General features: G+C 61.3%; 30 protein-coding genes. 11 read left to right on the top strand and 19 right to left on the bottom strand.

Going from position 1 to position 24108, the window contains the following annotated elements; genetic code table 11:
* Window positions 1–524 precede the first annotated feature (524 nt).
* The 4 genes from FS320_RS02105 to FS320_RS02090 form a co-directional block, all read right to left on the bottom strand.
* Window positions 525–788, bottom strand: coding sequence for a hypothetical protein (locus FS320_RS02105; protein WP_152708958.1), 264 nt, complete (start codon window positions 786–788; stop codon window positions 525–527).
* Between the two features lie 153 nt (window positions 789–941).
* Window positions 942–1385: a DUF3574 domain-containing protein gene (locus FS320_RS02100; protein ID WP_152708957.1), complete on the bottom strand. Its 444-nt coding sequence runs from the start codon at window positions 1383–1385 to the stop codon at window positions 942–944.
* A 41-nt stretch (window positions 1386–1426) separates the two neighbouring features.
* A complete protein-coding gene (locus FS320_RS02095; protein WP_152708956.1) occupies window positions 1427–2104 on the bottom strand; it encodes a CYTH domain-containing protein in 678 nt (225 codons plus the stop codon).
* A 99-nt stretch (window positions 2105–2203) separates the two neighbouring features.
* The gene (locus FS320_RS02090) at window positions 2204–2455 is read right to left on the bottom strand and encodes a hypothetical protein (protein ID WP_152708955.1); all 252 of its coding nucleotides are present in this window, start codon (window positions 2453–2455) and stop codon (window positions 2204–2206) included.
* Window positions 2456–2938: 483 nt separating this feature from the next.
* On the opposite strand from FS320_RS02090, the gene FS320_RS02085 reads away from it, so the two are divergent.
* Complete coding sequence (locus FS320_RS02085) at window positions 2939–3208, top strand: DUF6894 family protein (protein ID WP_152708954.1); 270 nt, start codon at window positions 2939–2941, stop codon at window positions 3206–3208.
* Between the two features lie 561 nt (window positions 3209–3769).
* The gene (locus FS320_RS02080; RefSeq protein ID WP_152708953.1) at window positions 3770–4024 is read left to right on the top strand and encodes a hypothetical protein; all 255 of its coding nucleotides are present in this window, start codon (window positions 3770–3772) and stop codon (window positions 4022–4024) included.
* 853 nt (window positions 4025–4877) lie between these two features.
* Here FS320_RS02080 and FS320_RS02075 read toward each other — a convergent pair.
* Window positions 4878–6263: an LLM class flavin-dependent oxidoreductase gene (locus tag FS320_RS02075; RefSeq protein WP_152708952.1), complete on the bottom strand. Its 1386-nt coding sequence runs from the start codon at window positions 6261–6263 to the stop codon at window positions 4878–4880.
* Between the two features lie 277 nt (window positions 6264–6540).
* On the opposite strand from FS320_RS02075, the gene FS320_RS02070 reads away from it, so the two are divergent.
* Window positions 6541–7317: a MetQ/NlpA family ABC transporter substrate-binding protein gene (locus tag FS320_RS02070; RefSeq protein ID WP_152708951.1), complete on the top strand. Its 777-nt coding sequence runs from the start codon at window positions 6541–6543 to the stop codon at window positions 7315–7317.
* A 68-nt stretch (window positions 7318–7385) separates the two neighbouring features.
* On the opposite strand, the gene FS320_RS02065 is transcribed toward FS320_RS02070, so the two are convergent.
* Entirely contained in the window at window positions 7386–7736 is a 351-nt protein-coding gene (locus FS320_RS02065; protein ID WP_152708950.1) for a hypothetical protein, read from the bottom strand.
* 232 nt (window positions 7737–7968) lie between these two features.
* Here FS320_RS02065 and FS320_RS02060 point away from each other — a divergent pair, with 232 nt between their 5' ends.
* Window positions 7969–8124, top strand: a complete 156-nt coding sequence (locus FS320_RS02060; RefSeq protein WP_152708949.1) for a DUF1127 domain-containing protein — start codon at window positions 7969–7971, stop codon at window positions 8122–8124.
* Window positions 8125–8240: 116 nt separating this feature from the next.
* Complete coding sequence (locus FS320_RS02055; RefSeq protein WP_152708948.1) at window positions 8241–8534, top strand: hypothetical protein; 294 nt, start codon at window positions 8241–8243, stop codon at window positions 8532–8534.
* Window positions 8535–8675: 141 nt separating this feature from the next.
* Here FS320_RS02055 and ilvA read toward each other — a convergent pair whose 3' ends face one another.
* The 4 genes from ilvA to FS320_RS50615 all read right to left on the bottom strand — a co-directional run bounded on the left by ilvA (window position 8676) and on the right by FS320_RS50615 (window position 12455).
* Window positions 8676–10217 (bottom strand): threonine ammonia-lyase, biosynthetic, encoded by a 1542-nt coding sequence (gene ilvA, locus FS320_RS02050; RefSeq protein ID WP_162002815.1) that lies wholly within the window; start codon window positions 10215–10217, stop codon window positions 8676–8678.
* A 95-nt stretch (window positions 10218–10312) separates the two neighbouring features.
* Complete coding sequence (locus FS320_RS02045) at window positions 10313–11536, bottom strand: LL-diaminopimelate aminotransferase (RefSeq protein WP_152708947.1); 1224 nt, start codon at window positions 11534–11536, stop codon at window positions 10313–10315.
* 5 nt (window positions 11537–11541) lie between these two features.
* Window positions 11542–11898, bottom strand: a complete 357-nt coding sequence (locus FS320_RS02040; RefSeq protein WP_152708946.1) for an integration host factor subunit alpha — start codon at window positions 11896–11898, stop codon at window positions 11542–11544.
* A 341-nt stretch (window positions 11899–12239) separates the two neighbouring features.
* Window positions 12240–12455 carry a GcrA family cell cycle regulator gene (locus FS320_RS50615; RefSeq protein WP_152708945.1) on the bottom strand — a complete coding sequence of 72 codons (216 nt, stop codon included), beginning with the start codon at window positions 12453–12455 and terminating at the stop codon, window positions 12240–12242.
* A 572-nt stretch (window positions 12456–13027) separates the two neighbouring features.
* Between FS320_RS50615 and FS320_RS02030 the strand changes: the two genes are divergently transcribed.
* On the top strand, window positions 13028–13594 hold the full coding sequence (locus FS320_RS02030; RefSeq protein WP_162002809.1) for a TetR/AcrR family transcriptional regulator: 567 nt from the start codon (window positions 13028–13030) through the stop codon (window positions 13592–13594).
* Between the two features lie 132 nt (window positions 13595–13726).
* On the opposite strand, the gene FS320_RS02025 is transcribed toward FS320_RS02030, so the two are convergent.
* Window positions 13727–13945 (bottom strand): dodecin, encoded by a 219-nt coding sequence (locus FS320_RS02025; RefSeq protein ID WP_152708943.1) that lies wholly within the window; start codon window positions 13943–13945, stop codon window positions 13727–13729.
* A gap of 82 nt (window positions 13946–14027) precedes the next feature.
* A complete protein-coding gene (locus tag FS320_RS02020; RefSeq protein WP_152708942.1) occupies window positions 14028–14369 on the bottom strand; it encodes a hypothetical protein in 342 nt (113 codons plus the stop codon).
* A gap of 254 nt (window positions 14370–14623) precedes the next feature.
* On the opposite strand from FS320_RS02020, the gene FS320_RS45025 reads away from it, so the two are divergent.
* Window positions 14624–14797, top strand: a complete 174-nt coding sequence (locus FS320_RS45025) for a hypothetical protein (protein WP_153885278.1) — start codon at window positions 14624–14626, stop codon at window positions 14795–14797.
* Between the two features lie 607 nt (window positions 14798–15404).
* Here FS320_RS45025 and FS320_RS02010 read toward each other — a convergent pair.
* From FS320_RS02010 to FS320_RS02000, 3 genes are all read right to left on the bottom strand, one after another.
* On the bottom strand, window positions 15405–15689 hold the full coding sequence (locus tag FS320_RS02010; protein ID WP_152708940.1) for a hypothetical protein: 285 nt from the start codon (window positions 15687–15689) through the stop codon (window positions 15405–15407).
* A 168-nt stretch (window positions 15690–15857) separates the two neighbouring features.
* A complete protein-coding gene (locus FS320_RS02005; RefSeq protein ID WP_152708939.1) occupies window positions 15858–16616 on the bottom strand; it encodes a proteasome-type protease in 759 nt (252 codons plus the stop codon).
* A gap of 131 nt (window positions 16617–16747) precedes the next feature.
* The gene (locus tag FS320_RS02000) at window positions 16748–17104 is read right to left on the bottom strand and encodes a hypothetical protein (RefSeq protein WP_152708938.1); all 357 of its coding nucleotides are present in this window, start codon (window positions 17102–17104) and stop codon (window positions 16748–16750) included.
* A 382-nt stretch (window positions 17105–17486) separates the two neighbouring features.
* On the opposite strand from FS320_RS02000, the gene FS320_RS01995 reads away from it, so the two are divergent.
* The 4 genes from FS320_RS01995 (at window position 17487) to FS320_RS01980 (ending at window position 19036) form a co-directional block, all read left to right on the top strand.
* Window positions 17487–17681: a hypothetical protein gene (locus FS320_RS01995; RefSeq protein WP_152708937.1), complete on the top strand. Its 195-nt coding sequence runs from the start codon at window positions 17487–17489 to the stop codon at window positions 17679–17681.
* Between the two features lie 231 nt (window positions 17682–17912).
* Window positions 17913–18215: a helix-turn-helix domain-containing protein gene (locus tag FS320_RS01990; protein ID WP_152708936.1), complete on the top strand. Its 303-nt coding sequence runs from the start codon at window positions 17913–17915 to the stop codon at window positions 18213–18215.
* Between the two features lie 82 nt (window positions 18216–18297).
* A complete protein-coding gene (locus FS320_RS01985) occupies window positions 18298–18606 on the top strand; it encodes a hypothetical protein (protein ID WP_152708935.1) in 309 nt (102 codons plus the stop codon).
* Between the two features lie 157 nt (window positions 18607–18763).
* The gene (locus tag FS320_RS01980) at window positions 18764–19036 is read left to right on the top strand and encodes a hypothetical protein (RefSeq protein ID WP_152708934.1); all 273 of its coding nucleotides are present in this window, start codon (window positions 18764–18766) and stop codon (window positions 19034–19036) included.
* Window positions 19037–19287: 251 nt separating this feature from the next.
* Here FS320_RS01980 and FS320_RS01975 read toward each other — a convergent pair whose 3' ends face one another.
* From FS320_RS01975 to FS320_RS01960, 4 genes are all read right to left on the bottom strand, one after another.
* A complete protein-coding gene (locus FS320_RS01975) occupies window positions 19288–20115 on the bottom strand; it encodes a uroporphyrinogen-III synthase (RefSeq protein WP_152708933.1) in 828 nt (275 codons plus the stop codon).
* 113 nt (window positions 20116–20228) lie between these two features.
* Window positions 20229–21440, bottom strand: coding sequence for an MFS transporter (locus FS320_RS01970; protein ID WP_152708932.1), 1212 nt, complete (start codon window positions 21438–21440; stop codon window positions 20229–20231).
* Window positions 21441–21453: 13 nt separating this feature from the next.
* On the bottom strand, window positions 21454–22932 hold the full coding sequence (gene cysG / locus FS320_RS01965; RefSeq protein ID WP_152708931.1) for a siroheme synthase CysG: 1479 nt from the start codon (window positions 22930–22932) through the stop codon (window positions 21454–21456).
* The coding region (locus FS320_RS01960; RefSeq protein WP_192926243.1) for a molybdopterin dinucleotide binding domain-containing protein at window positions 22904–24108 on the bottom strand (1205 nt) is incomplete at its 5' end. The genes FS320_RS01960 and cysG, both read right to left, overlap by 29 nt.

The raw sequence follows: 24108 nt of genomic DNA, 5'->3' as shown, positions 1-24108 counted from the left end.
CGCCCTCCTCGACACCCGGAGCAAGCGACATCCGCACAGCCGATATTCCAGGTTCGTCTCTCGAGCATCACGGAAAGACGGCTTCGAGGTTCCGGACGGCTGGCGGCGGAGAGATCGGCAGCCGGGGTATACAGGCAGACGAGGATCTGCCGCCGTACCTGACGCGGCTTCAGGAGGCGCGGTCCCAATGATGGGTAAAGTCCCGGGCCTGATGATCTTCATCCTGCAAGCGCTGTGCATCGTCGCGATCGCTCTTGCCCCGCGCATCATCGACACTCTGGGGCTGGCATCGCGCTAGGTTCCAAGCAACCCATGCCGGCTGTCCGACCATGCATCTTCAGATGGAAGTACGTTCGGTCTGCACAGAAAGAGAACCCGACCAAGTCCAACGATGAGAGAGATCGAGGTCCTGGGCTTGGCCGGGAGTACGGTCGGGCAACCGGTGTCCCAAGATGCGCGTCGACCCCTGAACTATCGGTGAACGCAGATCAGCGTTCTGGCTGAATTTCACTGAATGGGATGGCTCAGCCCTCCCAGGCATCGCCATGGCGATTGTTGGTTTTCATCTGTGGCTGGCCGAGCCACTCACAGAGATCCTCCAACGAGGCGAAGACATGTTCGAGCTCCGTGAAGGGCGCTGGCCTCCGAGATGGAGGGACATCCTCGAGCAGTTCCGCTGTCCAGGTGTAAGGCTGGAATGAGGTGGTACGCACCACACTGCCCACAACCTCTCCATGCAGGAGGAGATCATAGGCCCCGGGCGCGAGTTGGATCAGGCTGTAGCTCATACCGAGTTCATATCAGGGGCCAGCTCTCATCAAGCCACGCATAGATTCGAAGCCATGGTGAGGGTCGGGCGCTGTTTGGTTATCGCCCCAAAGTCATCCATTCCAGGCCACTTGGACCAAGGCGGATCTGATACCCTCAGCCGCTTTGCCGGATCAGAAGCGTGCGCAGGTCGCGGTACGCTCGCGCAGGACGGCCTCCTGGTCAAAGCGCTGTCGGTAGGCGGCCATGACCTCTGAGATCTTCCCGCGTGTCGTGGGGTCACCGGCATGGAGTACGGTCACGACTTGGGAGACTTCTTGCTCGATGTGGCCGTTGGCATTACGCCATTGCCCGGTCGCCTTCATCACCGTTAACCCATCTGGAAAGCGTGGCGTGATGACTTCATTCAGGAACTGCCGCCACTCGGCCTCGCGGACTCTTCCCCCGTTGGGGCGGTTATGGCCAAAGTAGAGCGTGTCGCGAACCATCGACTGATCGCCCGCCTCGCACGCCCATCCGCTTGGATGAATGGGCGAAGAGGACGAAGCGCAGCCTGCCAACCCCAGCAGGAGCAGAGCCAGAACTGCGTGCCGGTGCATGGGATTGGTGTGGTTCATACGACCGCCACTCCGTTAACTCCATGAATCGGAGGAGAGGTTCAGCGCCCCTGCGGCTGCAACGAACGGGCGAGTTCCCGGATCACGCTGTCCTCAATCTTGAGCCCATCGAGTTCGCGTTCGGCGTCTGGGTCCAAGACGGTCTCGGATGTCTCAGGTTCAGGAGCCACCCAGGTCGGCTGCGGCTGCGGCTCCCCAGCCCGGTTCCCCAAGGCATCGAGGAGGCTGTTAAGGGCCGCATCCGTGACTTCCACCTCCGGGGTAGAGGGCGGGCCGGCGAGTGCGATAGCGCGGGTTCCATAGCCGAGATCGCTGGTGACCTCGGGACCAAACCAGACCGGCGGCTGGAACTTTCGCGCTGCCTTTTCGTGCTTGAACGCGACGCTGATCAGATCGAGCGACGCTGGAGCGACGAAGCGCTGGATGGTGGCACTGTGCGAGCCGGTGTCGATCGGGATGCTCAGATACTCGGTCCGTCCGGCGGTCAGATCGAGCAGCGCCTCAGCCTGAGCACGAGAGATTTCAGCAGGCTCCTCGAGTGGGCCGGCAGCATGATGGGAGACCAGGATGAGGTGCCCAGTATCGCCTGCCAGCTGCACATGGGCACTCCGGCCTGGTCGATCCGGGAAGAAGCCCTGCCGGACGAGGTGGCCTCCCCTTTCCCTCTCGATCAGGCGAGCCAGGGCAGAGGCGAGCAGAAAGACACGGGTGGTACTCATCGGGGGCTGCCTTCCGCAACAGGTGATGCTGACTAAGCCAGCTCTTCTCAAGCTAGGGTGTCATAACGGGTCAGGGAAGGGAGTTCGGCACTGTCTCTGTCAGACGGGAAGGGAGCCGACTGATCTTTGCTCAAGGAGGGCTGTCAATTCGCGGAGATAGTTTTCCCGCCGTTGGTGGTGCCGAGATTCAAGCATCGCGAGCGCGCGATCCTTCACGCCCGTGTTGGGCAATGTCGCGATGAGGCTCTGTCGCTCCCGCTCGTATTGGTCATCCAGCTCCTTCAAAATGGCTCGAAGGGATTTCACGAGAGGATGATCCTCGACAGCTGGACGGCCTACGTTCTGATCCATCACTCCCCGCTCCTCTTGACCACTACCCTTCAACAGTCTGGGAAAATAAGTGCGGTGTCTGTCGGGAAAACGACAGATCCGATGAATTCAACGGGGTTTGGCATCTATTTCCGCAAAGAGCTCCAATGATGACCAAGCTTTGCCGAAACAATGGCCATTTCAATCGTCACGAAGACGTGTTGGTCTGCGGCGGGTATCGGCCCATACCTCACGGATGTTCTTGTAGCATTGTCCATTAGACAGATACGGATTGTTTACCACGGCCGCGACAGGATGCTTGCGCCGGGCGCGTGGCGTATCAGCCCGAACAGACACTCCGGTGCCATTCGTAATGGCATTGAGGTGGGTGGAGGGCTTCCTCTCCGCTGACGCCCTGGCTGTGAGGATTTTGAGGCAGCACTCTCAGCCAGGGCGCTTTGACGTGCCGAATGCCCGTCGATCGCAATCTCAGACAGAACAGGGGCCGGCCCAGAGGAGAGTGCCGTGGCCCGCTACTATTTCGATGTCCAGAACGGGAAGCCGCTCGTGCGCGATGACGAGGGCCCCGACTTCGACAGCCTGGACGCTGCCGTGCATGCGGCGGCCCGCTCGGCGGCTGAGATTGGCACGAGCCAGCTGGCGAAGGGCAATACCAGCGATGTTGTCATCGAGGTGCGGGACGAGCAGAACCAGCGGGTCTGCACGGTAACCGCGTCGATGCGGATCGAGCGACACGGCCCATCTCATCAGGGGCCGCATTCCTGGAGCGCGTGAGCCCGAGCAATGACTCTCTCGAATCCGAGGACCGAGTAAGGGTTCGGGGATCTGTGGGTAGCTTGGCCATCGGCAACCAACTGTCGGCCAGCTAAGTTGTCTTCGATGTGTGACGCACGGAGGGTTCCCTGATGACCCGGAAGGATCGTGTTGCGCTGTGGGGACGCGTTGGACTTGTCATGCTGTCTCTTGCCTTGATAAGCGGAATCGTGGCCGAGCCGCTGCTCCGGCCCTTGTGGTCCCCTCAGTTGACCATTGCCCAACGTTAAGGGTTTGGGGTGATCACCAATGAGAAACCCGACGGCTGAAGACGGCTTCAACCGTTGTTGACGATGCGGACGCGAGCGGCTGGCTGGTGGAAGACCGCCTTGCCTTGTCGCGAATCCGACCGGGATCGCCGAAGAAGACGATCTCGTATAAGCTTCTGTCAGTGTATCGAGGTTGCCTTCACGGTGCGCTCAACCGTCTCCAGCAGCTCTGTAAGGCGCGAGCCAGAAGCAAACCACATCTGGCAATGGCGTCCCAGGAGCAAGTTCGCTCCTTCGAAACAATGATGCCTCTGTGACCGGGTTCGAGAGCAATCAGCATGGTGCAATCAAAGCATACGATGGGCGATCGGTTTCTAAGGACGCACAGCCTTTGAACGTTGCTTGGGGCGGACATTTAACCCTGTGCCCACAAGCCACCCAGCACGCTGACGTTATGGAACTTGCGTCTGCAGCTGATCACATCTTCAACGCCACGATCATCACTGTGCTTGCGCTTCTGCTGACCTTGTCAGCCGGCGCAGGCTTGCGGCATCCAGCTCAGGTGTGATGGCCGGTGCCGTATCTCGTTGAGACCTCTCGATTGCTCCGTGTCCGCCCGGCGTTGGGGTTTTGACGGCCGCTACCTGACCATTGCGGTCCTGTGGCTGCGGCTTGTCTCCTGAGGCTGCTTTTACGGGCGGTGATTTGCCTGTCTTTGCCGCGATTGATCCCGTCTGGGATCCTGTGTCACTGATCTCGCTGGTGCGGAGACTTTCCTTGGCATCAGGTCTCACGGGAGGCAACGCCGGCTTGGTTTGATCCATCGGCTGAGACAGTCGGGCGAGCCCTGTGCGTGCAGCTGCAAGATCTGCACGCAACTGCCCCATTTCGGACAGCGACGCTCGCGTTTTCGCCCGCTCCGAGAGGAGCTTTGCTTGGGTATCCTGCAGGCTTGCCACCTCACGCCGAAGTTGACCCTCCAGCTTGGTCGCGGACTGGCTTGAGACGGCAAACGAGGCCCATCCTGCAGCGGCCGACAGGCTGAGCGACAAAACAAGAACACAGTGGACATTTAGGATGCGGGTTGAAAGGTCTCGGAACATTGGGCCCTCCTCTCATACGCAACACAGCCGATCTCCGGTGCGACTCATTCATGTCGAGCAGTGTGGGCACAAAGAGGCGGGCAATGCTTCTGTCCGCGCAATGGCAGGATTTTCGTTGATGTGGTTAAGACTATGTTGCCAACGGCGAGCGCTTGTCGGGCTTCAGATCAGATCACTGAGGGAGCGGCTAGGCCGGTCCGTCGCCCCTCGTGCTCCGTCGGAATGATGGTGACGCCCCGACCAAGTGGCGCATGGCCTGCTTGAGGTCATCCGAGGGGATTATCGAACTCTCGCGTTGCCCTTGCATCGCGGCAGCGTCTACTCAGCCGCATCAAGGCCCTGTCCGAGCCTGCGATAAGAAGCGCCGGGATGCGTGGCAGGCAGGAGCGCCTGCCCCTGGCCAAACAGCTTCTCACGCAGAGTGCCCTCGGCATAATCCCGCTTGTAAATTCCGCGCTCCTGCAGGATCGGCACGACGAGTTCGACGAAATCCTCGAGCGTCTCCGGCGTCACGACGCGGCTGATGTTGAACCCGTCGACGCCGGTCTCCTCAACCCAGGACTGGAGCTCGTCCGCCACCTCTTCGGCGGAGCCGACCAGGGGCGGATTGCGGGCCCCGAGGCCCTTGTCGAAGATCTTGCGCAAAGTCCAAACCTGAGAGCTGTCGCGGGTGAACGCCTCAAGCATGGACGCCATCGCGTCTGTCTTCTGGTACTGGAGCGGCTCATCCAGATCATACTGGGAAAAGTCGATGCCGACCGTGCTCGAGAAATGCGCCAGTGCGCCTTCGGCGCTCGCATAGCGGTAATACTCCTCGTACTTCTCCTCCGCCTCTTTCCTCGTGCGACCAACCACGATGGCTCGCCCAAGAAAGAACTGCACGCCATTCGGATTACGTCCCAGTTTGGCCGCACGCTGCCGCACATCCTCAACCGCTTTGCGCGTGTGTTCCTTATTAGGGCCATACAGGAAGACGCATTCCGCGTGACTGGCGGCAAAGTCCTTGCCGCGCGCCGAGGCGCCGGCCTGATAGAGCACGGGTGTCCGCTGCGGCGACGGCTCTGACAAATGGATCGCATCGACGTTGTAGTGCCGGCCGGCATGCTGGATGCGATGCACTTTGTCGGGACGGGCATAGAGGCGCCGCTCCCGGTCGCGCACGACTGCGTCGCTCTCCCAACTGCCCTCCCACAGCTTGTACATCACTTCCATGAACTCATCGGCCACATCATAGCGGTCGTCATGCTCCCGCTGCGCCGTGAAGCCCATGGCACGGGCAGCGCTGTCGAGATAGCCGGTGACAATGTTCCACCCGACGCGACCGCCGGTAAGGTGATCCAGCGTCGACATGCGGCGGGCAAAGAGATAGGGCGTCTCGTAGGTAAGATTGGCCGTGACCCCGAACCCGATGTGCTTGGTGGCGGCGGCCATGACGGGAACGACGAGCAGCGGATCGTTGACGGGCACCTGCACGGCATTTTCCAGCGAAGGGGCCGGACTGCCCTTATAGACGTCGTAGACACCGACGATGTCGGCCAGGAAGATGCCATCGAACTTGCCGCGCTCTGCTGTCTTGGCGAGGTTCTGCCAGTATTCGATGGTGTTGTAGGCCGTGGAGCGGTCACGCGGGTGGGTCCACAGGCCATGCTGGATATGGCCCACACAGTTCATGTCGAAGGCGTTGAGGCGGATCTGCTTCTTCATCTCGATCTCTGTTGGGCTGGCATCGGGTTGTCGCTCTTACCGAGCGTACTTTGTATAGAACGTATCCGGGATCTGCCAACCCCTTTCAGCGCGGTAGGGCCTCGCTTTTCAGAGTTTTAGCCGTCAAGCTTGACCGGGAACGGAACAATTTTACCCTAGGTAGCCCTATCATGTTCTTTATGACGAACGATTCCTTGACAGAAAACGGGCGCCTGATCACACTGCTCAACATTCCTGCCGTTCGATACGGAAGCACCCAAACCCAAAGGGAACCCACATGCTGCGACGCTTGCTTGCTGTCTCCTGCTTGGCGCTGTTTACACTCACAGGTGCTCAGGCCGAGACAATCAAGGTCGGGGTCACGGCGGGCCCCTTTGCAGAGGTCCTCGACGTTGCCAAGGCAAATGCGGCTCGCGATGGACTTATCATTGAGTCAGTGGAGTTCAGCGACTTTGTCGGGCCGAATGCCGCCCTTGCGGCCGGAGATCTGCACGCAAACTCCTATCAGCACCGGCCCTTCCTGCAGGCTCAGATCGATGCCCGCGGCTATGATCTTGTCCCAGTCGGCAAGACAATTCTGGTTCCGATTGCCTTCTACTCCAAGCGCTACAAGAGCGTGGATGAGATCCCGGCGGGCGCAACCATCGCGATCCCGAATGATCCCAGCAACGAGGCGCGCACGCTTCTGCTTCTGGAGACGACAGGGTTGATCAAGCTGCGCCCCAATGCCGGCTTCAAAGCCACTCCGGTCGACATTGTCGAGAATCCCAAGAACATCAAGTTCATCGAGCTCGAAGCCGCGCAACTCGCGCGCGTGCTCGATGATGTTCATGCTGCGGCCGTGAACACGAATTATGCCCTTCAGGCAGGGCTCAACCCTCTGGAGTCGCTTGTCCGGGAGGGGCCGCAATCCCGCTATATCTGTGAGGTGGTGGTTCGTCGTCAGGATGTCGACAAACCTTGGGTCAAGCAGCTGGTGGCTGCATTCCATTCCCCCAACGTGAAAGAGTTCATCGACAAGCGCTTCAAGGGTGCCGTTATTGCCGGCTGGTAGGCCGGCACGCCTGCAGTGGACTGGCAGATGGCTATTGACGGCCCACTACGTGCTCCACAGCGCCCCGTCTATGGATCAGGATCTACACCCGTACTGGGTGCGTCAAACCATTCAGAGTAAGGCGTATTTCTTGCGAGCCGCCGGTTATAGTCAGGGGCGCCATCGGTCCACCAAACCGGGCCGCGTTCACCAAGGGCATGTTTCGCCGCGTCGACCTGAGCACGCGCTTTGGCAAGAGCCTCGGCATCGTTCCTGGCCCTCCGGACGGCCCGGCGTGCTGCCATCAGCTCGCGGACAAGGACCTCCCGCACCTCGGGGGCGAGCCCAGGATTACTCAGCCGCCAAAGCCGACCTCCGACCAGGAAGTAGCGACCATCGGGCGTGTGCGGGTAATGGTTAGGCAAGGGCGTACGGCTCATTAACTTCTCAGGGCGACTGGGTCTTTGTCAGGACAGCCATTGGACAATTCACGACGGCCACGATGAGGGTGCGCCCGTGAATGAACACGGGCAGGATGCCCTTATGCCACTAAAGCATAACAGGGCTTCCGGATCGCCGCTCCTCAGGACTCCGGCGCATCCTTATATGCGGCCTGAAGCAAGAGCATTGATCACCGGCCGCTGGGGCCGGTCACCTGCTGGGGGGATTTTCATGTTCGTCACCTACATTCTGTCCAAGATCCGCGCCTATAAGGTCTACCGTGAAACCGTCCAGGAGCTGGCCCAGCTTTCCGACCGTGAGCTGGCCGATCTCGGCATCGCCCGGTTCGACATCACCCGGGTCGCCCGCAAGGCGTCGTTCGCGTAAGTCGCACCCACGGCGCCTGATCCAGGTTCGCGCCCGCCCGATGGCGGGCGTTCGCTTGTGAAGGGCTTGCATTTCCCGGATCGAACCATCTTCACAGTCCGTACAGAAACAGCATCATGCCGACGACCAAGAAGAAGCTGCAGGGGACTCGCTCCAGCCTTCGCTTTGAGTCGCCCACATTGGACGAGGCCATCTATGCCGCGCAGGGCTTGGCAACCGACGTGGACGGGCAAACGGAAATCGCCGCCATGCTGATGGGTTTGCCGGAGGCCGAGGTGAAATCGGCCATTCTGAAAGCTGCTGCGCCAGCAGCCCGGAGTGCCACGCAGTCAGCGGTACCGTTCCGATCCGGCTCCAATCGATCGATCGTCGTAGTTGAACGGCGGAACCCCCGTTTTGTGATGCGGTAAGACGTAGGGCCTGATTAGACCTGGCCTTTGGCGAGACGGCAGAACCAGCGCCCAATTACGAGCGCCCTACAGTTGAACAGGGCTGCCGCCCCTGTGCCAATTAGCAGAGCGTGAGACAGGAAGCCTGCGAAGAACACATTCTCAGAGGATAGTGGACACACTCATCGCGTCACGGTTCAGGAACGAGCGGTATGCCGGATTGTCACTCTCGTCCCAGTACGGGTATCCCAGCTCATCCAAACTGCGCTTGAGTTGCGCCCGCTCTGCAGCGGGCACCTGGATCCCGGCCAGAACCCGCCCGTAATCAGCGCCATGGTTGCGGTAGTGAAACAGCGAGATGTTCCAGCTGCCGGACAGCCCGTTGAGGAACTTCAACAGGGCGCCGGGCCGCTCCGGGAACTGGAAGCGGAAGATCAGCTCATCCTCTAGGCCAGGAGTATGACCGCCGACCATGTAGCGCACGTGGAGTTTGGCCATCTCGTTGTCACTCATGTCGAGCACCGGATAGCCCTGCTCCTGCAGCATCGTGATGATCTGCCGCTTCTCGAGGTCTCCTTCCGAGAGTTGCACACCCACAAAGATCTGCGCCGCCCGAGGATCGGAATAGCGGTAGTTGAACTCGGTGATCGAGCGCTTGCCGAGCAACTGGATAAAGCGGCGGTAGCTGCCCGGCTGCTCGGGAATGGTCACCGCCAGCAGGGCCTCGCGATGTTCGCCGAGCTCAGCCCGCTCGGCGATGTGGCGGAGCCGGTCGAAGTTCATGTTGGCACCGCTGTTGATCGCAACCAATCCTTGCTGTCGGGCCCCTAACCGTTCCACATACCGCTTCAAGCCGGCGAGGCTGACGGCCCCGGAGGGTTCGGCAATCGCACGGGTGTCCTCGAAGATGTCCTTCACGGCCGCGCAGATCTCGTCCGTACTGACCGTGATCACCTCGTCGAGCAGCTCACGGCAGAGGCGGAAGGTCTCCTCGCCCGCCTGCCGCACCGCGACCCCATCGGCAAACAGCCCGACCTGGTTCAGAATGATGCGCTCGCCGGCCGCAAGCGCACCGGCCATGCTGGCGGCGTCCTCCGGCTCAACCCCGATGACCTTCACCTCAGGCCTCAGGAACTTGGTATAGACAGCAACGCCCGCAGCCAGCCCGCCTCCTCCAATCGGCACGAACACCGCCTCGAGCAGATCGGGGTGCTGACGCAGGATCTCCATGCCGACGGTGCCCTGCCCGGCGATGACGTCGGGATCGTCATAGGGATGAATGAAGGTCAAGCCCTTCTCGGTCTCAAGCTGGCGGGCGTGGGTATAGGCCTCATCGAAGCTCTCGCCGTGGAGCACGACGCGGCCACCCTGCCCTTTCACCGCTTGAACCTTGATGGCCGGTGTGGTGCGCGGCATCACGATGGTGGCCTTGGCGCCCAGCTTCTGAGCCGCCACTGCCACGCCCTGAGCGTGATTGCCGGCCGAGGCGCAGATCACGCCTCGCTCGAGGGCCTCGCGTGGCAGGCTCACCATCTTGGCGTAGGCGCCACGCAGCTTGAACGAGAACACCGGCTGGAGATCTTCGCGCTTGAGCCGAACAGGACTTCCCAGGCGCTGAGACAGGCGCGGCATGGGATCGAGCGGGCTCTCGATGGCCACGTCATAAACCCGAGCGGTCAAGATCTTGCGGATATAGTCCTGCACGTCAGAGATGCCTTCTCGTTCAGCAAGGAAGCGCACGCGCTCTCCTGTGCTTCTTGTACTCCCTAAACCAAGCACGGCATCGGGTTCGAAAAAACCTACTTTGTCCGTGCGGATCGTGGCACGACGTTATGGAGCGTCTGGTCCGCATTGTCGAAGAACTTGCGGATGTTCCGCGCGGCCTGGCGGATGCGCTGCTCGTTTTCCACAAGCGCGATGCGGACATAATCGTCGCCGTGCTCGCCGAAGCCGATGCCGGGAGCGACCGCCACGTCGGCCTTCTCCACCAGGAGCTTCGAGAATTCGAGGCTGCCCAGTGACCGGAATTTTTCCGGGATCTGGACCCAGGCGAACATGGAGGCGGTGGGCACCGGCACGGTCCAGCCGGCCTTGGCGAAGGAATAGACCATCACGTCGCGGCGGCGCTTATAGGTGGCGCGCATCTCGCGGATGCACTCGTCCGGGCCGTTGAGGGCGGCGGTGGCCGCCACCTGAACCGGCGTGAAGGCCCCGTAGTCGAGATAGGACTTCACGCGCGCCAAGGCCGCCAGCAGACGCTCGTTGCCGACCGCGAAGCCGATACGCCAGCCGGCCATGGAAAAGGTCTTGGACATGGAGGTGAATTCCACCGCCACGTCGATGGCGCCCGGCACCTGCAGGATGGAGGGCGGCGGGTTCGATTCGTCGAAATAGACCTCCGAATAGGCCAGATCCGACAACAGGATCAGCTCATGCTTCTTCGCGAAGGCCACGAGATCCCGGTAGAAGTCGAGAGAAGCCACATAGGCCGTCGGGTTCGACGGATAGCAGACGACGAGCGCCACGGGCTTGGGGATCGAGTGCGCGACGGCACGCTCGGCCGCGACGAAGAACTCCGGCGTCGGCTCGGCCGGAACCGAGCGGATGACACCGCCCGCCATCAGGAAGCCGAAGGCATGGATCGGGTAGCTCGGGTTCGGCACCAGAATCACGTCGCCCGGCTCGGTGATGGCCTGGGCCATGTTGGCGAACCCCTCCTTGGAGCCGAGCGTCGCCACCACCTGCGTATCGGGATTGAGCTTCACGCCGAAGCGGCGCTCGTAATAGCCGGCCTGGGCACGGCGCAGGCCACCGATGCCCTTCGAGGCCGAATAGCGGTCGGTGCGTGGCTTGCCGACGGTCTCCACCAGCTTGTCGATGACGTGCTGGGGGGCCTGGAGGTCCGGATTGCCCATCCCGAGGTCGATGATGTCCGCTCCATTGGCGCGCGCAGCGGCCTTGATGCGGTTGACCTGCTCGAAGACGTAAGGCGGGAGGCGCTTAATCCGGTAAAAGTCAGGCATGGGTCTCATTCCGTTGCCGATCGAGCCAGCAGAGGCTCCTTGCGGATCCGCCGTGAACGGGGCTCGGGTGTACCGCCGTTCATGCGGGTGATCAGTAGAGGCGACGCGCTGAAGGTTAGCGATTGGCGGGGCTCGATCGGCACCGTCACGCCGGTCCTGGGATTACGGCCGACGCGCTCGTTCTTGTGGCGGACAGTGAAAACACCAAAGCCTGACAGCTTCACGCTCTCGCCCGATGCGAGAGCTGCACTCATTTCCCCAAGAACCTGCTCGACCAAGTTCGCCGATCCTGCCCGCGAGAGTCCGATTTTATCAGCGACAGCCTCGGTCAGATTGGCCCGGGTGATGGTCTTGCCCGTCATTGTGGTTCCCTGGTGCTGATCCTGCATTCAAGAAAAAGGCCGCTGTTGCCAGCGACCTGAGGTGCAGAGGACCTATCCCTCTGAAAGGAACGGCGCCGCAGGGTAGAGAGGCGACGCTCCGCAAGCTCATTATCGAAATTGGCTGCGCATTGAAATGAAATTTCCTCAACGGGCCCATGCGCGCAACGCATGATCAATATGCAAGCCAGGTTGATGCAGAGCCAGCAGGCATAATCTGGCAATGCATCTTTCTGTGGCGAATTCTGCAGGTTGGGGCCGTTCACCTAACAGGGACGATCGCTGAAGCACTGATCTGCTCACAGAATGACAATCCCGGATTGTCATGCAGAGCGTTTCCCGGCACCGGATCCGGCCATGAGGGGCTTCGCGTAGACCAAGCGCCGGTGCCATGGGCACCAGCTCGAGCCCTCCTGCGTCTCTCCTCCGCAAAAGATTGCTTGGGACTGATCCTCTGAGACAATGAAGCGGCATTGCCGCGCCTGGAGCTTGAACAGGCTGGTTCGGGTCTGCGGGGATGGCTCGCTGATCTCAGGCATGGCTCCGACATCCGGTACAGGACCAGAGAGCAACACGATGAGGGCTCGGAAGAGTTCCACGCCTGCGTGAGCTATCAACAGCTTGATCGATGACACGTCAGATTGCCGAGGTCACCGCATCGCAAGTCGGTCGAGGAGCGTTCCTACAGCAACTGAGCGCACAGGCTGATGACGGCAAGCGCAGCGGATGCCGCGGTGGCCGTCAGCCAAAGATCAATGGCCTGCGGCCGGTGAGAGACAAGTCGCTTCATCAGGGCACGATTCAAAGGATCAGGTGAGGAGCAATGGATGGCTGGGAAGGCACAATGCCCAGCCGTAAACCCCGGTGGATCGATCCGGTTCCCACGGCGGATCCCATTTTGGCAGCAGCCGAAAGTCTCACTTTGCCGAGCAGACCTACGTATGAACGAGAATACATTCCGACCACTTCCTCTGAAGCCTGACATCGACATCATGACAGAACCACGCCGAGCCTCTTAGCGGCATGGTCGTGCTCTCGCCTTGACGCTGACAGGCTGGGCGCTGATATGGCGGATGGACTTTCGGCCGGACGGTTTAGCGCAAGGATAGCGATGGCGGGACGTGTTCGAGGCCGGAAGAGTTCGCGCGAGAGAATTCTTGATGCGGCTGCGGAGCTTGTGAGCGAGATGGGTTCGGGACGGCTGACGCTGGACACGGTGGCCGAGCGCGCTGGGCTCAGCAAGGGTGGGCTTCTCTACAACTTTCCCACCAAGGACGCGTTGCTTCAGGCCATGATCCAGCGCCTGGTCGATGAGGTCGCGGCGGAGCGGGAGGCGCTCCGCGCTCAGGCCGAGCCCGGGCGCAACCTGGAAGCACGCCTGTGCACGGCGGCGCTGCTCAAGCTGCGCCAGGGCAGGACAAAGGAGGTCGCCAATGGCATGCTGGCAGCCTCGGCCGAGAACCCGCACCTGCTTGATCCCGTGCGCGAGGTCATCAAGACGACCCTGGAGAACCTGAAAGCGACGTCGGATGATCTGGACGCGGCGCTGGTGGGCTGGCTGGCCATTGAGGGCCTGAACAGCCTCGAGATGCATGACCTCAGCCCCTTTTCGGAGAAGGAGCACGAGCGGGTCGTCCAGGCGGTCAACCGCCTGTTACGCAAGGGCATCGCTGAGTAGAGCCCCCAGACGCACGGCGGACGAGTTGGATTTGGAGGCGCGGCTCCCATCCTTCGTGCTGCTTGAGACGGAATAAAACTCTGCCGAGTACCATCGCCTTCATGGGCGAAAAGGGAGGCTCGTCTCACCTCGCTATGGCCGTTCGCCTTCCAGCGTAAAACCAGCCTTGAGCACGACCTGATAGTGGTGAACCTCGCCGTTCTCCACGTGCCCGCGGGTTTGCACCACCTCAAACCAGCGCAGGTTTCGCAGGGTCTGGTCTGCGCGCTTGATGGCGGTTTGGATCGCATCCTCGATGCTGCTCGTCGATGAGCCTACCAGTTCAACGACCTTGTAGACGTGATCGGACATCACAAACTCCCCTGCTCTTCCGGAGAGCAGATAGAGCCTGACACGGCACTTGCTAGTGCTCCAATCCCTTTTGCTGGCTGTGTTACATCGTGGATGACGCCTGCTGTTGTCTCTGCGAGCCTTCGTGCAGAGGTGCTTGAGCGCAAAGCTGATGTCCGGTGGGTTCTAAAAGTGCCGCGAGTTGTTGCATATAGGGCAGACGCCTGATGCGGTACTGGTCCTTGAGCTTTATGAGCAGCCGGGACTTCAGCGTGGCGCCGAGCGAGCTTCTACGGAGGGCCTGCTGCTCCCGTTCGAATTCCAGGTCGAGGTCGACCAATGTGTCGATCAGCCCTTGCCGCGAGGGCTTATCCTTGGACCCATCCGTGCAGGACGATGGTGCTTCGTCGCTTAAGCCGACGTTGTACAATTCTCCCGCAACCATACCTTGCTCCTCCCGGTTGCCAGTTTCCACAACAGGTCACAATCAGCGGCTGGATAGCCTCGCGCTCTGCTCGGTCTAAGAGGCTCCTTCCAGGGAGCAGATCGCGATGAAGATGGAGATGACCCCAAGCAAAGGGATGAGTTCACTGAACACCGACGCCATGACGTCCTCGCAATGATAACGGCTTGTGCCCGCCCCCTAAGCTGAAACTTATGCGATAGTAACGACCTCCCAGCGAAAAAGGATTGCACTCGATGGCTTTCAATATCGGCAAGTTGCGCCTCAATTTTGAGCATTGTGCAAAGGGAGTAGCCTTGCTGTCGTTGTGTTGTTTGCCTAAGGACGATCTGGGACACGGATCGCTGCTGCATCATGTGCATCCTTGCGTCGTCACTCTCGTCAGACAAACCTATGCTCTCATCAGCTGATGTTGTTTTAAAATCATCTCGGCACCTTGTTTATTGCTGATGACGTACAGCGCGTCCCCATGATCCACGATGGGGAGAATGCGCACCACCTCGTAGATACTGCTGGTCGACCTTCGGACGCGTACGAGCTCACCAGGCGAGAAGAAGGATCGCATCGACTCCTCCGCTCACGACGGGCCGCACCGCCACATGTGCGATCACGGTGGGCCTCAGCTGACATCGCAGGGCTTGATGGTCTGATCAGAAGTGGCGAAACGGTCCGCGTCTCTGCCGGCGGTTCTTATCAAACGCGCGTATGCGGAACTCAAGGTCGTAGCGATCTGAGGCTGACGCGAGATGCTCCGCATCACATTCCTCATCACTCGGCAGGAGCTCGTGTCTGATCCAGCTCAGATGGCGCCCCAGGTGTATGGACAGCGGCGGCAGATTGCCCGCAGCGAGTTTGCAAAGCGAGAACAAAACCATGTCATGGCTCCTCAGATGAAGATGGAGCCTTCCTGGTGTTTCCTATGTCAATTTATTGTCGCGGCATTCAGACCCTTGAGGGCAGCACTTGTCAGCTGCCCTAGAGGTAGCGGGCCGAGATGAAGGATCCGTTATGCGGACCTCAGCTTCGTTGAACGCGAGAGCCTCTGCGCCTGATCACCGTGATCTCTGTCTGTCGATTGCGAGCGGGCACGACGCGGCTGTTTCGGGTGTGAGCCCGCGCCAGCAGCACCCGGGGCCTCACCTCATCCTCCGACAGGCCGATCAGCTGAGCGGCGATTTCGATTTGGCTTTCAATCTGATCCGTCAGACCCTGGGCCGCTGCAATCGCTTCTTCAAGGGCTGGAGGATCGTGGCGCGTCCGTCGCCGGCACCACTCAGCAGGGAGAGTCTTCTTGTGATCCATTGCCGGTCTCCAGCCTCTTAACAGCAAACGATGGAGAAGACTTTTTGTGCGATGCACAATTGTCGCAGGCTTGGCCGCTAGTCGCTAGTGCCGTAGTGCCACGCGGCCTCTGGCATGTAATCTGGAGAACGGTGCAGCATCGATGGCCGACATGAGCCAAGTCGACTTTCAATGACCCGATTGCGGTTCCCCTCCATAAGGTGGACGGGGGATACTCTTGTGGGCGGCCCGCAGGGCGGCCGACCAGCGCTCGCTCAAGTCATGGAAGTAAGGCTCACCCGGCTCAATGCGGTGGAGCACTTCGAAGGCGAACGCATCGCGCCGGGAAATCGCCAGATCAATGGGAAGCCCAACCCCGATGTTCGAGCGCATGGTCGAGTCCATTGAGATCAAGCTGATCTTCAGGGCCTCATAGAGATCCGTGTTGTAGCGAACGGCCCGATCCAGAATCGGCTTGCCGTACTTGTGCTCGCCGATCTGGAGATAGGGGGCATCGGGCCCGCAGCGAATGAAGTTACCGGCTGAGTAGACGAGGTAGAGTTCCATCGGGCCGTCCGCGATCTGCCCTCCGAACAGGAAGGTCACGTCGAACCTCAGGTTCGCCTGCTCCAGGGCTGTCTGCTCCATTGTCCGTACTTGCCGAATGGCTCGGCCAATCAGCAGGGCGGCCTGAAACAGTGTTGGGACCGTCTGCAGCGTCTCGGCCTCGCCGGTCTCCTCATGGCGCAGCCCCTCTGTCAGCAGACCCAGCACAGACTGTGACAGGGACAGATTGCCGGCACTGGCGAGGACCAGAACACGCTCACCCGGGACTGAGATCGTTATGAGCTTGCGATAGGTAGAGATGTCGTCAAGCCCCGCATTGGTGCGGGTATCGGCGATCAGCACCAGGCCCTGCTCCACCAGAACACCGACGCAATACGTCATCGACGGCCCTCACCTGTACCACCAGTGCTCAGAGAATGCCGAGCCCGATCGCGTCTTGCAACAAACGTCTGCCGCGCGGGATTGAACCCTCCCCGGGCTGATCGAGAGCCAGAAGAGCAGCAAGCTTAACTCTAAGAAATCACTGTGCTCTCGATGCAAGCTAAAGCATTCGTGCTGCGGAAAAGGGGCGAACAACGCTGATGTAAGCCACAAGTTCCAGATGAAAATTTAGGCTTGCTTGCCGGTTGCTTCGGCGCGAAGGTCCGGGGGCGACGCGTCTGCTGCGTTGCAGAGGCGTCGCCGATAGGAGAAGCGCCATGACGAACCGTCAGCAAGACCAAGGCAATCAGGGCCAGGATCGAAACCAGCAAAGCCAGAACAACCAAGGCCGGAACCCACAGGGTTCGGACCAGAAGAACCAAGGCCAATCCCGGGATCAGCAGAACCAGAGTGGCCAGGCTCGGAAGCAACAGGATCAACAGAACCAAGGCCGGAATCCGCAGGGTTCAGATCAGAATCGGGATGAAAAGCAACGGTGATTGCTGGCCGTTCAAAGCACGGCTTCGCCACTCGGCTGAGCCGTGCCCGTGGAACCAAGCGGAATATCAATTAGGGCTCTGACAGCCTGCTAAGTCGTAGCCGGCGAGGTTGCTGAAGAAGGCGATGGCGGCCTCATGTGTCCGCCACGTGAGCAAGGCATCCCGTTCAGCATCAACGATCCGACCGGCTTGGCAGAGCGCAGCTTGCCACCCATGCCGACAAGATCTCCGAGGAACAACCTTCGCTCCTCTCGTGCTAGCGGCAGTACTTTAAGGATGTTTAGGCATAGTTCTTGCTTAGCGGAGCGAACCCTCCTGTTCTGAGGCTAGGATGCTGAACTATCTCCTCTCATTGCTCGAAACCCTGAACCAGGCCGAGCGCGATCTCAGGCGTCAAGGCTACGTTGTCATCTATGGTGGAATGACCTCCATCATCGTACCGATTGGCTCAAGCGAGCAAACGCCACGGCCGCGTGGAAAGCCCCTGTGGCTTTCGGGGGCGGCTCCAGCGGCGTTTGGGCTCTGATCAGAACCCCTGACCTTTCTCGCCATGCGAGCGATCCGCGGCATCGACGGCAAAGCGGAGCTTGGCCTGTGTTCAGTGCAAGATTGCAGCGCGGATAGCTTCATCTGAACACCTCAACATGCTCTTTGGACACCTTCGTCCTACTTCTGTTCTTGCCCAGAAAGCCTTTCACGACGCCTTGGCACCGTTACGCCCGGGTCATGCCGTCGGACTCGCACAGGGATCATCGTGATGTACGAGAGACCCATCATCCCGGCACAGCTACGTGCCGGACGAGCGCTCCTCGGATTATCCCAGACTGAGCTCGCCGGACGTGCGTGTCTGCCCCTGCCAACCATCAAGCGAGCGGAGACAGATGGTAAACTTGGCGCCTCGGCAGCCGCTGTGGCGGCCATCCGGGTTGCGCTTGAGGAACAGGGTGTGATCTTTCTCGAGGCTGCAGGAGGTGAAGGGCCCGGCGTTCGCCTGCGCAGCTTTGGGCCACCCGACGAGGGCCTGAGGCCCAACCAGTTGACGAGCGACAATGATCTCTGACCCAGTGACTACCAACTGCGTCCGCTCTGTTAGAGAATAGGGAGGTATGCCATGGTAGGTCTCGTGATGCTGGAACCCTCCCATGGCCTACCAGGTCCGGTGGCAACTCGTTGGCCGATCCGGGCAGCCGCTCGACAGCGGTTACCTCGGCGATGGCATTGGCGGGTACCGTGACGCAGTGGTGGCAGTAGTCGAGTTCCTGCGGCTCTACCCGGAGGTGAGCCACTGCTCGACAGAAAACTACTGGCTGGCCCGCCGGTCCTGTGAGGCTGATCTGGCGGTCTGGGTCTGGATCGAGCGGCATGAGACCGAAGAACAAACCGGGGCAGGCCGTGCGTGGATGTTTTCACGTGAGGCCACGGACCAGGTTGCGACATCTGTGACCAACTGACGTGGCAAGTTCATATCCTCCAGTGCTGCCGATCCTTGCTGGATCCTCAGGTCGGACACTTGGCTTGAGCTCAGCATCTTTAACCCAGATCTAACTTCCATCGGCTTCTCTGGAGAGCATGCGTGCGCGCTTAACGGCTGCCGAGAGGTTGCGAGACATGAAGCTGTATCGCCTCAATGTCACTGCGGACGGGGAGCCCTCCGCCATCTTTGCTCTTGCCGAGGATGTGGACAGCCTGCTCCACGCCCTCGAGTACGAGGACCATGGCGAAGCGGACGAGGAGAGCCTGCTTCCTTATTTCGACGGGGAGAAGAAGCCGCGGGTGGTCAGAAGCCTGGAGGATGTGCCGGAGGATTACCTGGACTTCATCGGCCTGGGCGACAATTCAGAGGAACTTACGGTGGCCGAGTTCTTCGACACGCAGGAGTAATCACCCAAGTGGTGCAGGTCGCCTGGAGCGGGCGGCAGACCGAACCGGGTGTCCCGCATTTGGCCTTTTTGAAGCGACGTCGTCCGCTGTCTGCAAGGAGTGCCTGTGCCGCATTGTGACCTGGCGCGCCGATCAGCCCGAACGTGCACTTGAGATCAAGCTGACTCATAATCGTCTAAAGCCAGGGCGACGGCGTGGGGCGCATCGAGACGCAACGAAGGGATGCAGTGTTCAAGCCCTGCATGAGAACGTTAGGCGAGAGGAGGACGACTGCTGTCTCCGGCCAGCCTCTTGCCGAGCGCGACAATCATCGGTTTCAGGTGAAAGCTGTCCTTTGGCATCGCCCCTACAGGCCAGCCCGCGTCCTCGACGGCTTGTGCGGTGACGGGACCGATCGCGGCAATGGCGATCCGGTGCATCGCCGCATCAAGCGCCGACGCCCTGTTGAATTTCCGCGCGACGTCCTGAAGCCGACGCACCTGCGCCGTGCTGGTGAACGCGATCAGATCGATGGCTCCCGCCACAAGTTCATCAATCAGATGAACGACCTGCTCGTCCTCCTCATCCGAAGCATAGCGGTAGCACAAGATCGGATCGGCCTCAGCGCCAGCTCCTTTTAAGAACCCCGTCAACAAATCCTCACCCCCCGGATAGAGCTGCACGCCAACGCGGCGGCCTCTCAGGTCGAGAGCCGACAGGGTCGCAATCAATCCGGCCGTGGTGGGCTCCTCTGCCGTCATGTCCGGGCTGAGCCCAATGCTGCGCAGGACCTTGGCCGGCTTAGGCCCACGAACGATCTTGCGCGTCTGTCGCAGGCCGGCGATCACTTCAGCCTCAATGCCGCCGCGGCGAGCGAATCCCAGGAGTCGGGCCAGTCCTTCCCCCGTGTACAGGATGAGGCTGTCGTGCTGGCCTCCAGCAAGCCGCTCGAGCCAGGCCTGGACCGGCGCGGCATCCTCCACATCATGGATTGACACCAGCGGACAGCGAACGGTGACCGCACCCTGCCGCTCCAGCATGCCGGCGAACAAATCCAGCTCCCGGCTCTCGGGCACTGCAATCCTGCGACCCTGCAGCATCGTCGTCCTTTCACAGCTGTTCCAGCGCCAGCGCCCGCTCCTGCGGATCTACAGAGCGGGTCCGGCAGCGCTGCGCGACCGGCCGCTCCCGATCAACGGGGATGACCTAGCAGTTAAATCCGGGCCAGACCAAGGCTTGCCCCCCATGTCGTGCGCCACCGCGATTTGATTCCCGTCAGGCCCAGGAGCGCCAGCGCGGCGAGGCTCGCGAAGACCAGGAACCCGATCTGATAGCTTCCGGTCAACTGCTTCGAGTAACCGAGACTGGAAGCGAGATAAAATCCTCCGATACCACCTGTCATGCCCACGAGGCCCGTCATCACGCCGATCTCGCGACGGAAGCGCTGGGGCACAAGCTGGAACACCGATCCGTTGCCCATGCCCAGTGCCAGCATGCCGATGATGAAGACGACGAGCGCCATCCACGCCTGCGGCAGGCGAAGACTGACGACGGCGAGGGCGACGGCCGCGACGACGTACATGATCGAAAGGGCACGGATGCCACCGATACGATCGGCCAAGGCTCCACCGACCGGGCGCACGAGGGAGCCCGCAAACACCGCAGCCGCTGTGAAGTAGCCTGCGGTGACCGGGCTCAACCCGTACTCCGAGTTGAAATAAATGGTCAGTGAGGACGCGAGCCCGCTGAAGCCGCCGAACGAGACGGCGTAGAAGAACATGAACCACCATGCGTCGCCCTCACGCAGGACGGCCAGATACTCCAGGAACGTTTTCGGCGGGGGCTGATTTGGGCTATCCTTCGCGGCGAGGATGTAAACCACTAGGGCAACACCAAGCGGGATGGCGGCCAATCCCAGAACATTCGTCCAGCCGAAGATCGCGGCTAGTCCTGGGGCAAAGAGAGCAGCAAAGACAGTCCCGGAATTACCGGCGCCAGCAATCCCGAGGGCAATCCCCTGATATTGCGGTGGGTACCACCGCGACGCGAGGGGGAGGGCAACGGCGAAAGATGCGCCAGCCACCCCGAGGATAATGCCAAGCAGCACCACCTGCGTGAACGAGTGGATCCCGACGAACCAAGCCGTCAGGAGACCGGCAATCACTATGACCTGACCGATCAGACCGGTTGTCTTAGGACCGATGCGATCCACAAGAACGCCGTTGACGACGCGCAGAACGGCTCCGGCGAGAAGCGGAACGGCGACCATGAGGCCTTTCTGGGCGGCGTCGAGCTGAAGTTCCGCGGCCGCCTGAACTCCCAAGGGGCCAAGAACGACCCAGACCATGAAGGCCATATCGAAATAGAAGAAAGCAGCAAACAGCGTCGGCGTGTGGCCCGCCTTCAGAAACTCTTTGTTGATCATCGTCCCTGTCTCCTCACGCATGCGCCATGCTCTGTAGAAGCGGATCGACGCCGTGCCGAACGCTTGACTGATTTGCTCGCTCAAAAACACGGCCCACGCCGATAATCACGGGCTTCGACGGATCGCGCCGTTCGCTGGCCCAGCCGAGATTGGCGATGGCACCGGCCCACCGCTCGTCACCGCGGGAGACATCCGACACCATCACGGCTGGAAGAGACGAAGAGCATCCGGCAGCGATGAGGCGCTCGGCGATAGCGCCTGCCGTGCCGCCGGCCATGTAGAAGATCGTCGTCGTGTTCGGATCAGCAAGCCCGTGCCAGTCGAGACCGCTCGGAAGCTGCCCTGTTTTGGCGCAGCCCGTCACGAACCGCACGGATTGCGCCATATCGCGATGGGTGAGCGACGTGCCGAGCACCGAGGCGAGGGCAATGCCAGCGGTGATGCCGGGCACCACGTCGACCGGGATGCCCGCCTTTTCCAGATGCTCGATCTCCTCTCCGGCCCGTCCGAAGATCATCGGATCGCCGGACTTGAGCCGCACCACCTGCTTGCCCTGCAGTGCCAGGCGCACCATCAGGTCATTGATGTCGTCCTGAGCACAGGAGGCGCGCCCGCCCCGTTTGCCGACCATCATGCGCTTTGCCTCGCGGCGGGCGAGTTCGAGCACGTCCTCGGACACGAGGTCGTCGAAGAGAATGACATCCGCGGATTGAAGCGCCCGCATCGCTTTCAGCGTGAGCAGTTCCGCATCTCCAGGTCCCGCGCCGACGAGGGTGACGCGCCCAACCTTCTCTCCCGCCTGCCCAGCAATGCGCTCGAGCACATTCTCCATCGTGTTGCCATAGGCTTCCGGCTCCTTGCCGCGGAATGCCAGATCGGAGAGGCGCTCCCAGAACGTGCGTCGCGCCAGGCCCTGCGGCAGATGCTGCATCACGCGCTCGCGGACATGCTTGGCGAAGGTCGCCCAGGACGCGACGGAGGGGTGCAGCAAGGTCTCGATCTTGCGCCGGATCGCCTGACCCAGGATCGGCGCCGCGCCGTCCGTCGAGATGCCAATGACGACGGGCGAACGGTTGACGACGGAGCCGAACTGGAAATCGCAGAAGGCCGGTTTGTCGACCACGTTCACAGGCACGCCCGCATCGCGCGCGGCGGCGGCGAACGACTGGGCCTCCTTCTCATCCTCCACATCGGCAACCGCGAGAGCCGCATCGTTCAGGATATCTTCCGACCATGCCGTGCGGTGCAGGGTGAGTGAACCGTCCGCCGCGCCACGCGCCAGCAGGTTCTCCATTTCTGATGAAGGTTCGGCCGCATAGATGTCGACATCGGCGCCGGCGGCGGCCAGAAGCTCCGCCTTCCACGCCGCGCCTGCCGATCCTCCGACGAGCACCGCACGGCGTCCTTTCAGATCGAAGAAGACCGGCAGCTTGGCGAGGCGGCCGAGCCGTGCCGGTTCGGCCTCAGCCGGTTTTCTTAAGGGCTGCAGCATCGATCAACCTCCTGATTTCAACGCGGCAGGAGCCGCAATTCGTGCCAGCGCGCAAAGCGGCGCCGACAGCTTCCACACTGGCCGCGCCGCTCTCGACAGCAGCCGCGATCTGGTTGGCGCCGACGGAGAAGCAGGCGCAGACGATGGGGCCGGGATCGGCCTGATCGGCACCGGGCCGCCCGCTCAACAGGCGCAGGCGCTCAGTTCCGCGGATTTCTTTCGTTGACAGGTGTTCGATGGCCCATGTGCGAGACACGGCCACCGGCTGCGGCGCGACGAACAGCGCGCCCAGCAAAGCATCGCCGGAAAAGGTCGCGAGTCGGAAGCTGGCTTGGTCCTGATCGCTATACGACAGCGTCTCCAGGTCCTCGCCGCTCCCGATCAGATCCGCCGCATAGGCAATCCAATCCTCAACTGGTTCAACTCCGGCAAGCTCGACGCGCCACCCTCCCTCGGCCTGCGCAATCGCCCAGTAATCCACCGGGATCGTCTCAGGCTTGTTGCGCAGCACTGCGAAGCCATACCAGGCGACATCGAACGGCTCGATGCGCGCGAAGGAGGATTTGAGCCCGGGCTGGCCCGAGACCGGATCGACTGCCGGCAGCACCGCCGCCCCGATGCGCCCCTGCGCCGTCTGCTGGTCCGTCCAGTGCATGGGGACGAAGATGCTTCCCCTCTGCTGCCGCTCCGTCACGAGGGCGCGGACAAGTGCCGTCCCCTGCGGCGTGACGATACGCACGAGGGTGGCGGGAGCGATTCCGGCTTCCTCCGCATCCTCCGGATGGATCTCGCAGAAACTTTCCGCGTAGTGGCTCATGAGACGCGGCGTCTTCGCCGTGCGTGTCATCGTATGCCACTGGTCGCGGATGCGGCCCGTGTTGAGGATCAGCGGGAATTCCGGCGAAACCGCTTGCAGCGCGACCGGCGTCGGGACGAACCGCCCTCGCCTGTCGGGCGTGTAGAAGCCGCCCTCTGCGAAGAAACGTGTCGTCGCGTCATCGAGCGCCTGGCCTTGCCGGCGCGGCCACTGGAACGGCGCCAGCATGTCGTAGGCGCTCTCGCTCAACTCGGCACAGGCGCCGATGTCGAAATCGCGTGTTCCGTCATTCGCAATGCCCGACAAGGCGGCATGCTCGCGGAAGATCTCGGCCGGCGACCGGTAATCGAACGCCTCGG

Origin of the sequence: Microvirga tunisiensis (assembly GCF_009296175.1) — a bacterium.
GTDB classification, from domain to species: Bacteria; Pseudomonadota; Alphaproteobacteria; order Rhizobiales; family Beijerinckiaceae; genus Microvirga; species Microvirga tunisiensis.
Note: the sequence above shows the minus strand (reverse complement) of the source record. Positions and strands in the feature narration are given on the sequence as shown.

Bases quoted from the DNA above. Each gene is read 5' to 3' on its own strand.
- FS320_RS01995 (WP_152708937.1), top strand. From the start codon at position 17,487: ATGCTGAACTATCTCCTCTCATTGCTCGAAACCCTGAACCAGGCCGAG.
- FS320_RS02090 (WP_152708955.1), bottom strand. From the start codon at position 2,455: ATGGATCAGAACGTAGGCCGTCCAGCTGTCGAGGATCATCCTCTCGTG.
- FS320_RS02100 (WP_152708957.1), bottom strand. From the start codon at position 1,385: ATGAACCACACCAATCCCATGCACCGGCACGCAGTTCTGGCTCTGCTC.
- FS320_RS01990 (WP_152708936.1), top strand. From the start codon at position 17,913: ATGTACGAGAGACCCATCATCCCGGCACAGCTACGTGCCGGACGAGCG.
- FS320_RS45025 (WP_153885278.1), top strand. From the start codon at position 14,624: ATGGCTTTCAATATCGGCAAGTTGCGCCTCAATTTTGAGCATTGTGCA.
- FS320_RS02060 (WP_152708949.1), top strand. From the start codon at position 7,969: ATGTTCGTCACCTACATTCTGTCCAAGATCCGCGCCTATAAGGTCTAC.
- FS320_RS02055 (WP_152708948.1), top strand. From the start codon at position 8,241: ATGCCGACGACCAAGAAGAAGCTGCAGGGGACTCGCTCCAGCCTTCGC.
- FS320_RS02045 (WP_152708947.1), bottom strand. From the start codon at position 11,536: ATGCCTGACTTTTACCGGATTAAGCGCCTCCCGCCTTACGTCTTCGAG.
- FS320_RS02025 (WP_152708943.1), bottom strand. From the start codon at position 13,945: ATGTCCGATCACGTCTACAAGGTCGTTGAACTGGTAGGCTCATCGACG.
- FS320_RS02105 (WP_152708958.1), bottom strand. From the start codon at position 788: ATGAGCTACAGCCTGATCCAACTCGCGCCCGGGGCCTATGATCTCCTC.
- FS320_RS02075 (WP_152708952.1), bottom strand. From the start codon at position 6,263: ATGAAGAAGCAGATCCGCCTCAACGCCTTCGACATGAACTGTGTGGGC.
- FS320_RS02040 (WP_152708946.1), bottom strand. From the start codon at position 11,898: ATGACGGGCAAGACCATCACCCGGGCCAATCTGACCGAGGCTGTCGCT.
- FS320_RS02020 (WP_152708942.1), bottom strand. From the start codon at position 14,369: ATGGTTGCGGGAGAATTGTACAACGTCGGCTTAAGCGACGAAGCACCA.
- FS320_RS50615 (WP_152708945.1), bottom strand. From the start codon at position 12,455: ATGCCTGAGATCAGCGAGCCATCCCCGCAGACCCGAACCAGCCTGTTC.
- FS320_RS01975 (WP_152708933.1), bottom strand. From the start codon at position 20,115: ATGCTGCAGGGTCGCAGGATTGCAGTGCCCGAGAGCCGGGAGCTGGAT.
- FS320_RS02010 (WP_152708940.1), bottom strand. From the start codon at position 15,689: ATGGATCACAAGAAGACTCTCCCTGCTGAGTGGTGCCGGCGACGGACG.
- FS320_RS01985 (WP_152708935.1), top strand. From the start codon at position 18,298: ATGGCCTACCAGGTCCGGTGGCAACTCGTTGGCCGATCCGGGCAGCCG.
- FS320_RS01980 (WP_152708934.1), top strand. From the start codon at position 18,764: ATGAAGCTGTATCGCCTCAATGTCACTGCGGACGGGGAGCCCTCCGCC.
- cysG (WP_152708931.1), bottom strand. From the start codon at position 22,932: ATGCTGCAGCCCTTAAGAAAACCGGCTGAGGCCGAACCGGCACGGCTC.
- FS320_RS01970 (WP_152708932.1), bottom strand. From the start codon at position 21,440: ATGATCAACAAAGAGTTTCTGAAGGCGGGCCACACGCCGACGCTGTTT.
- FS320_RS02005 (WP_152708939.1), bottom strand. From the start codon at position 16,616: ATGACGTATTGCGTCGGTGTTCTGGTGGAGCAGGGCCTGGTGCTGATC.
- FS320_RS02030 (WP_162002809.1), top strand. From the start codon at position 13,028: ATGGCGGGACGTGTTCGAGGCCGGAAGAGTTCGCGCGAGAGAATTCTT.
- FS320_RS02065 (WP_152708950.1), bottom strand. From the start codon at position 7,736: ATGAGCCGTACGCCCTTGCCTAACCATTACCCGCACACGCCCGATGGT.
- FS320_RS02095 (WP_152708956.1), bottom strand. From the start codon at position 2,104: ATGAGTACCACCCGTGTCTTTCTGCTCGCCTCTGCCCTGGCTCGCCTG.
- FS320_RS02070 (WP_152708951.1), top strand. From the start codon at position 6,541: ATGCTGCGACGCTTGCTTGCTGTCTCCTGCTTGGCGCTGTTTACACTC.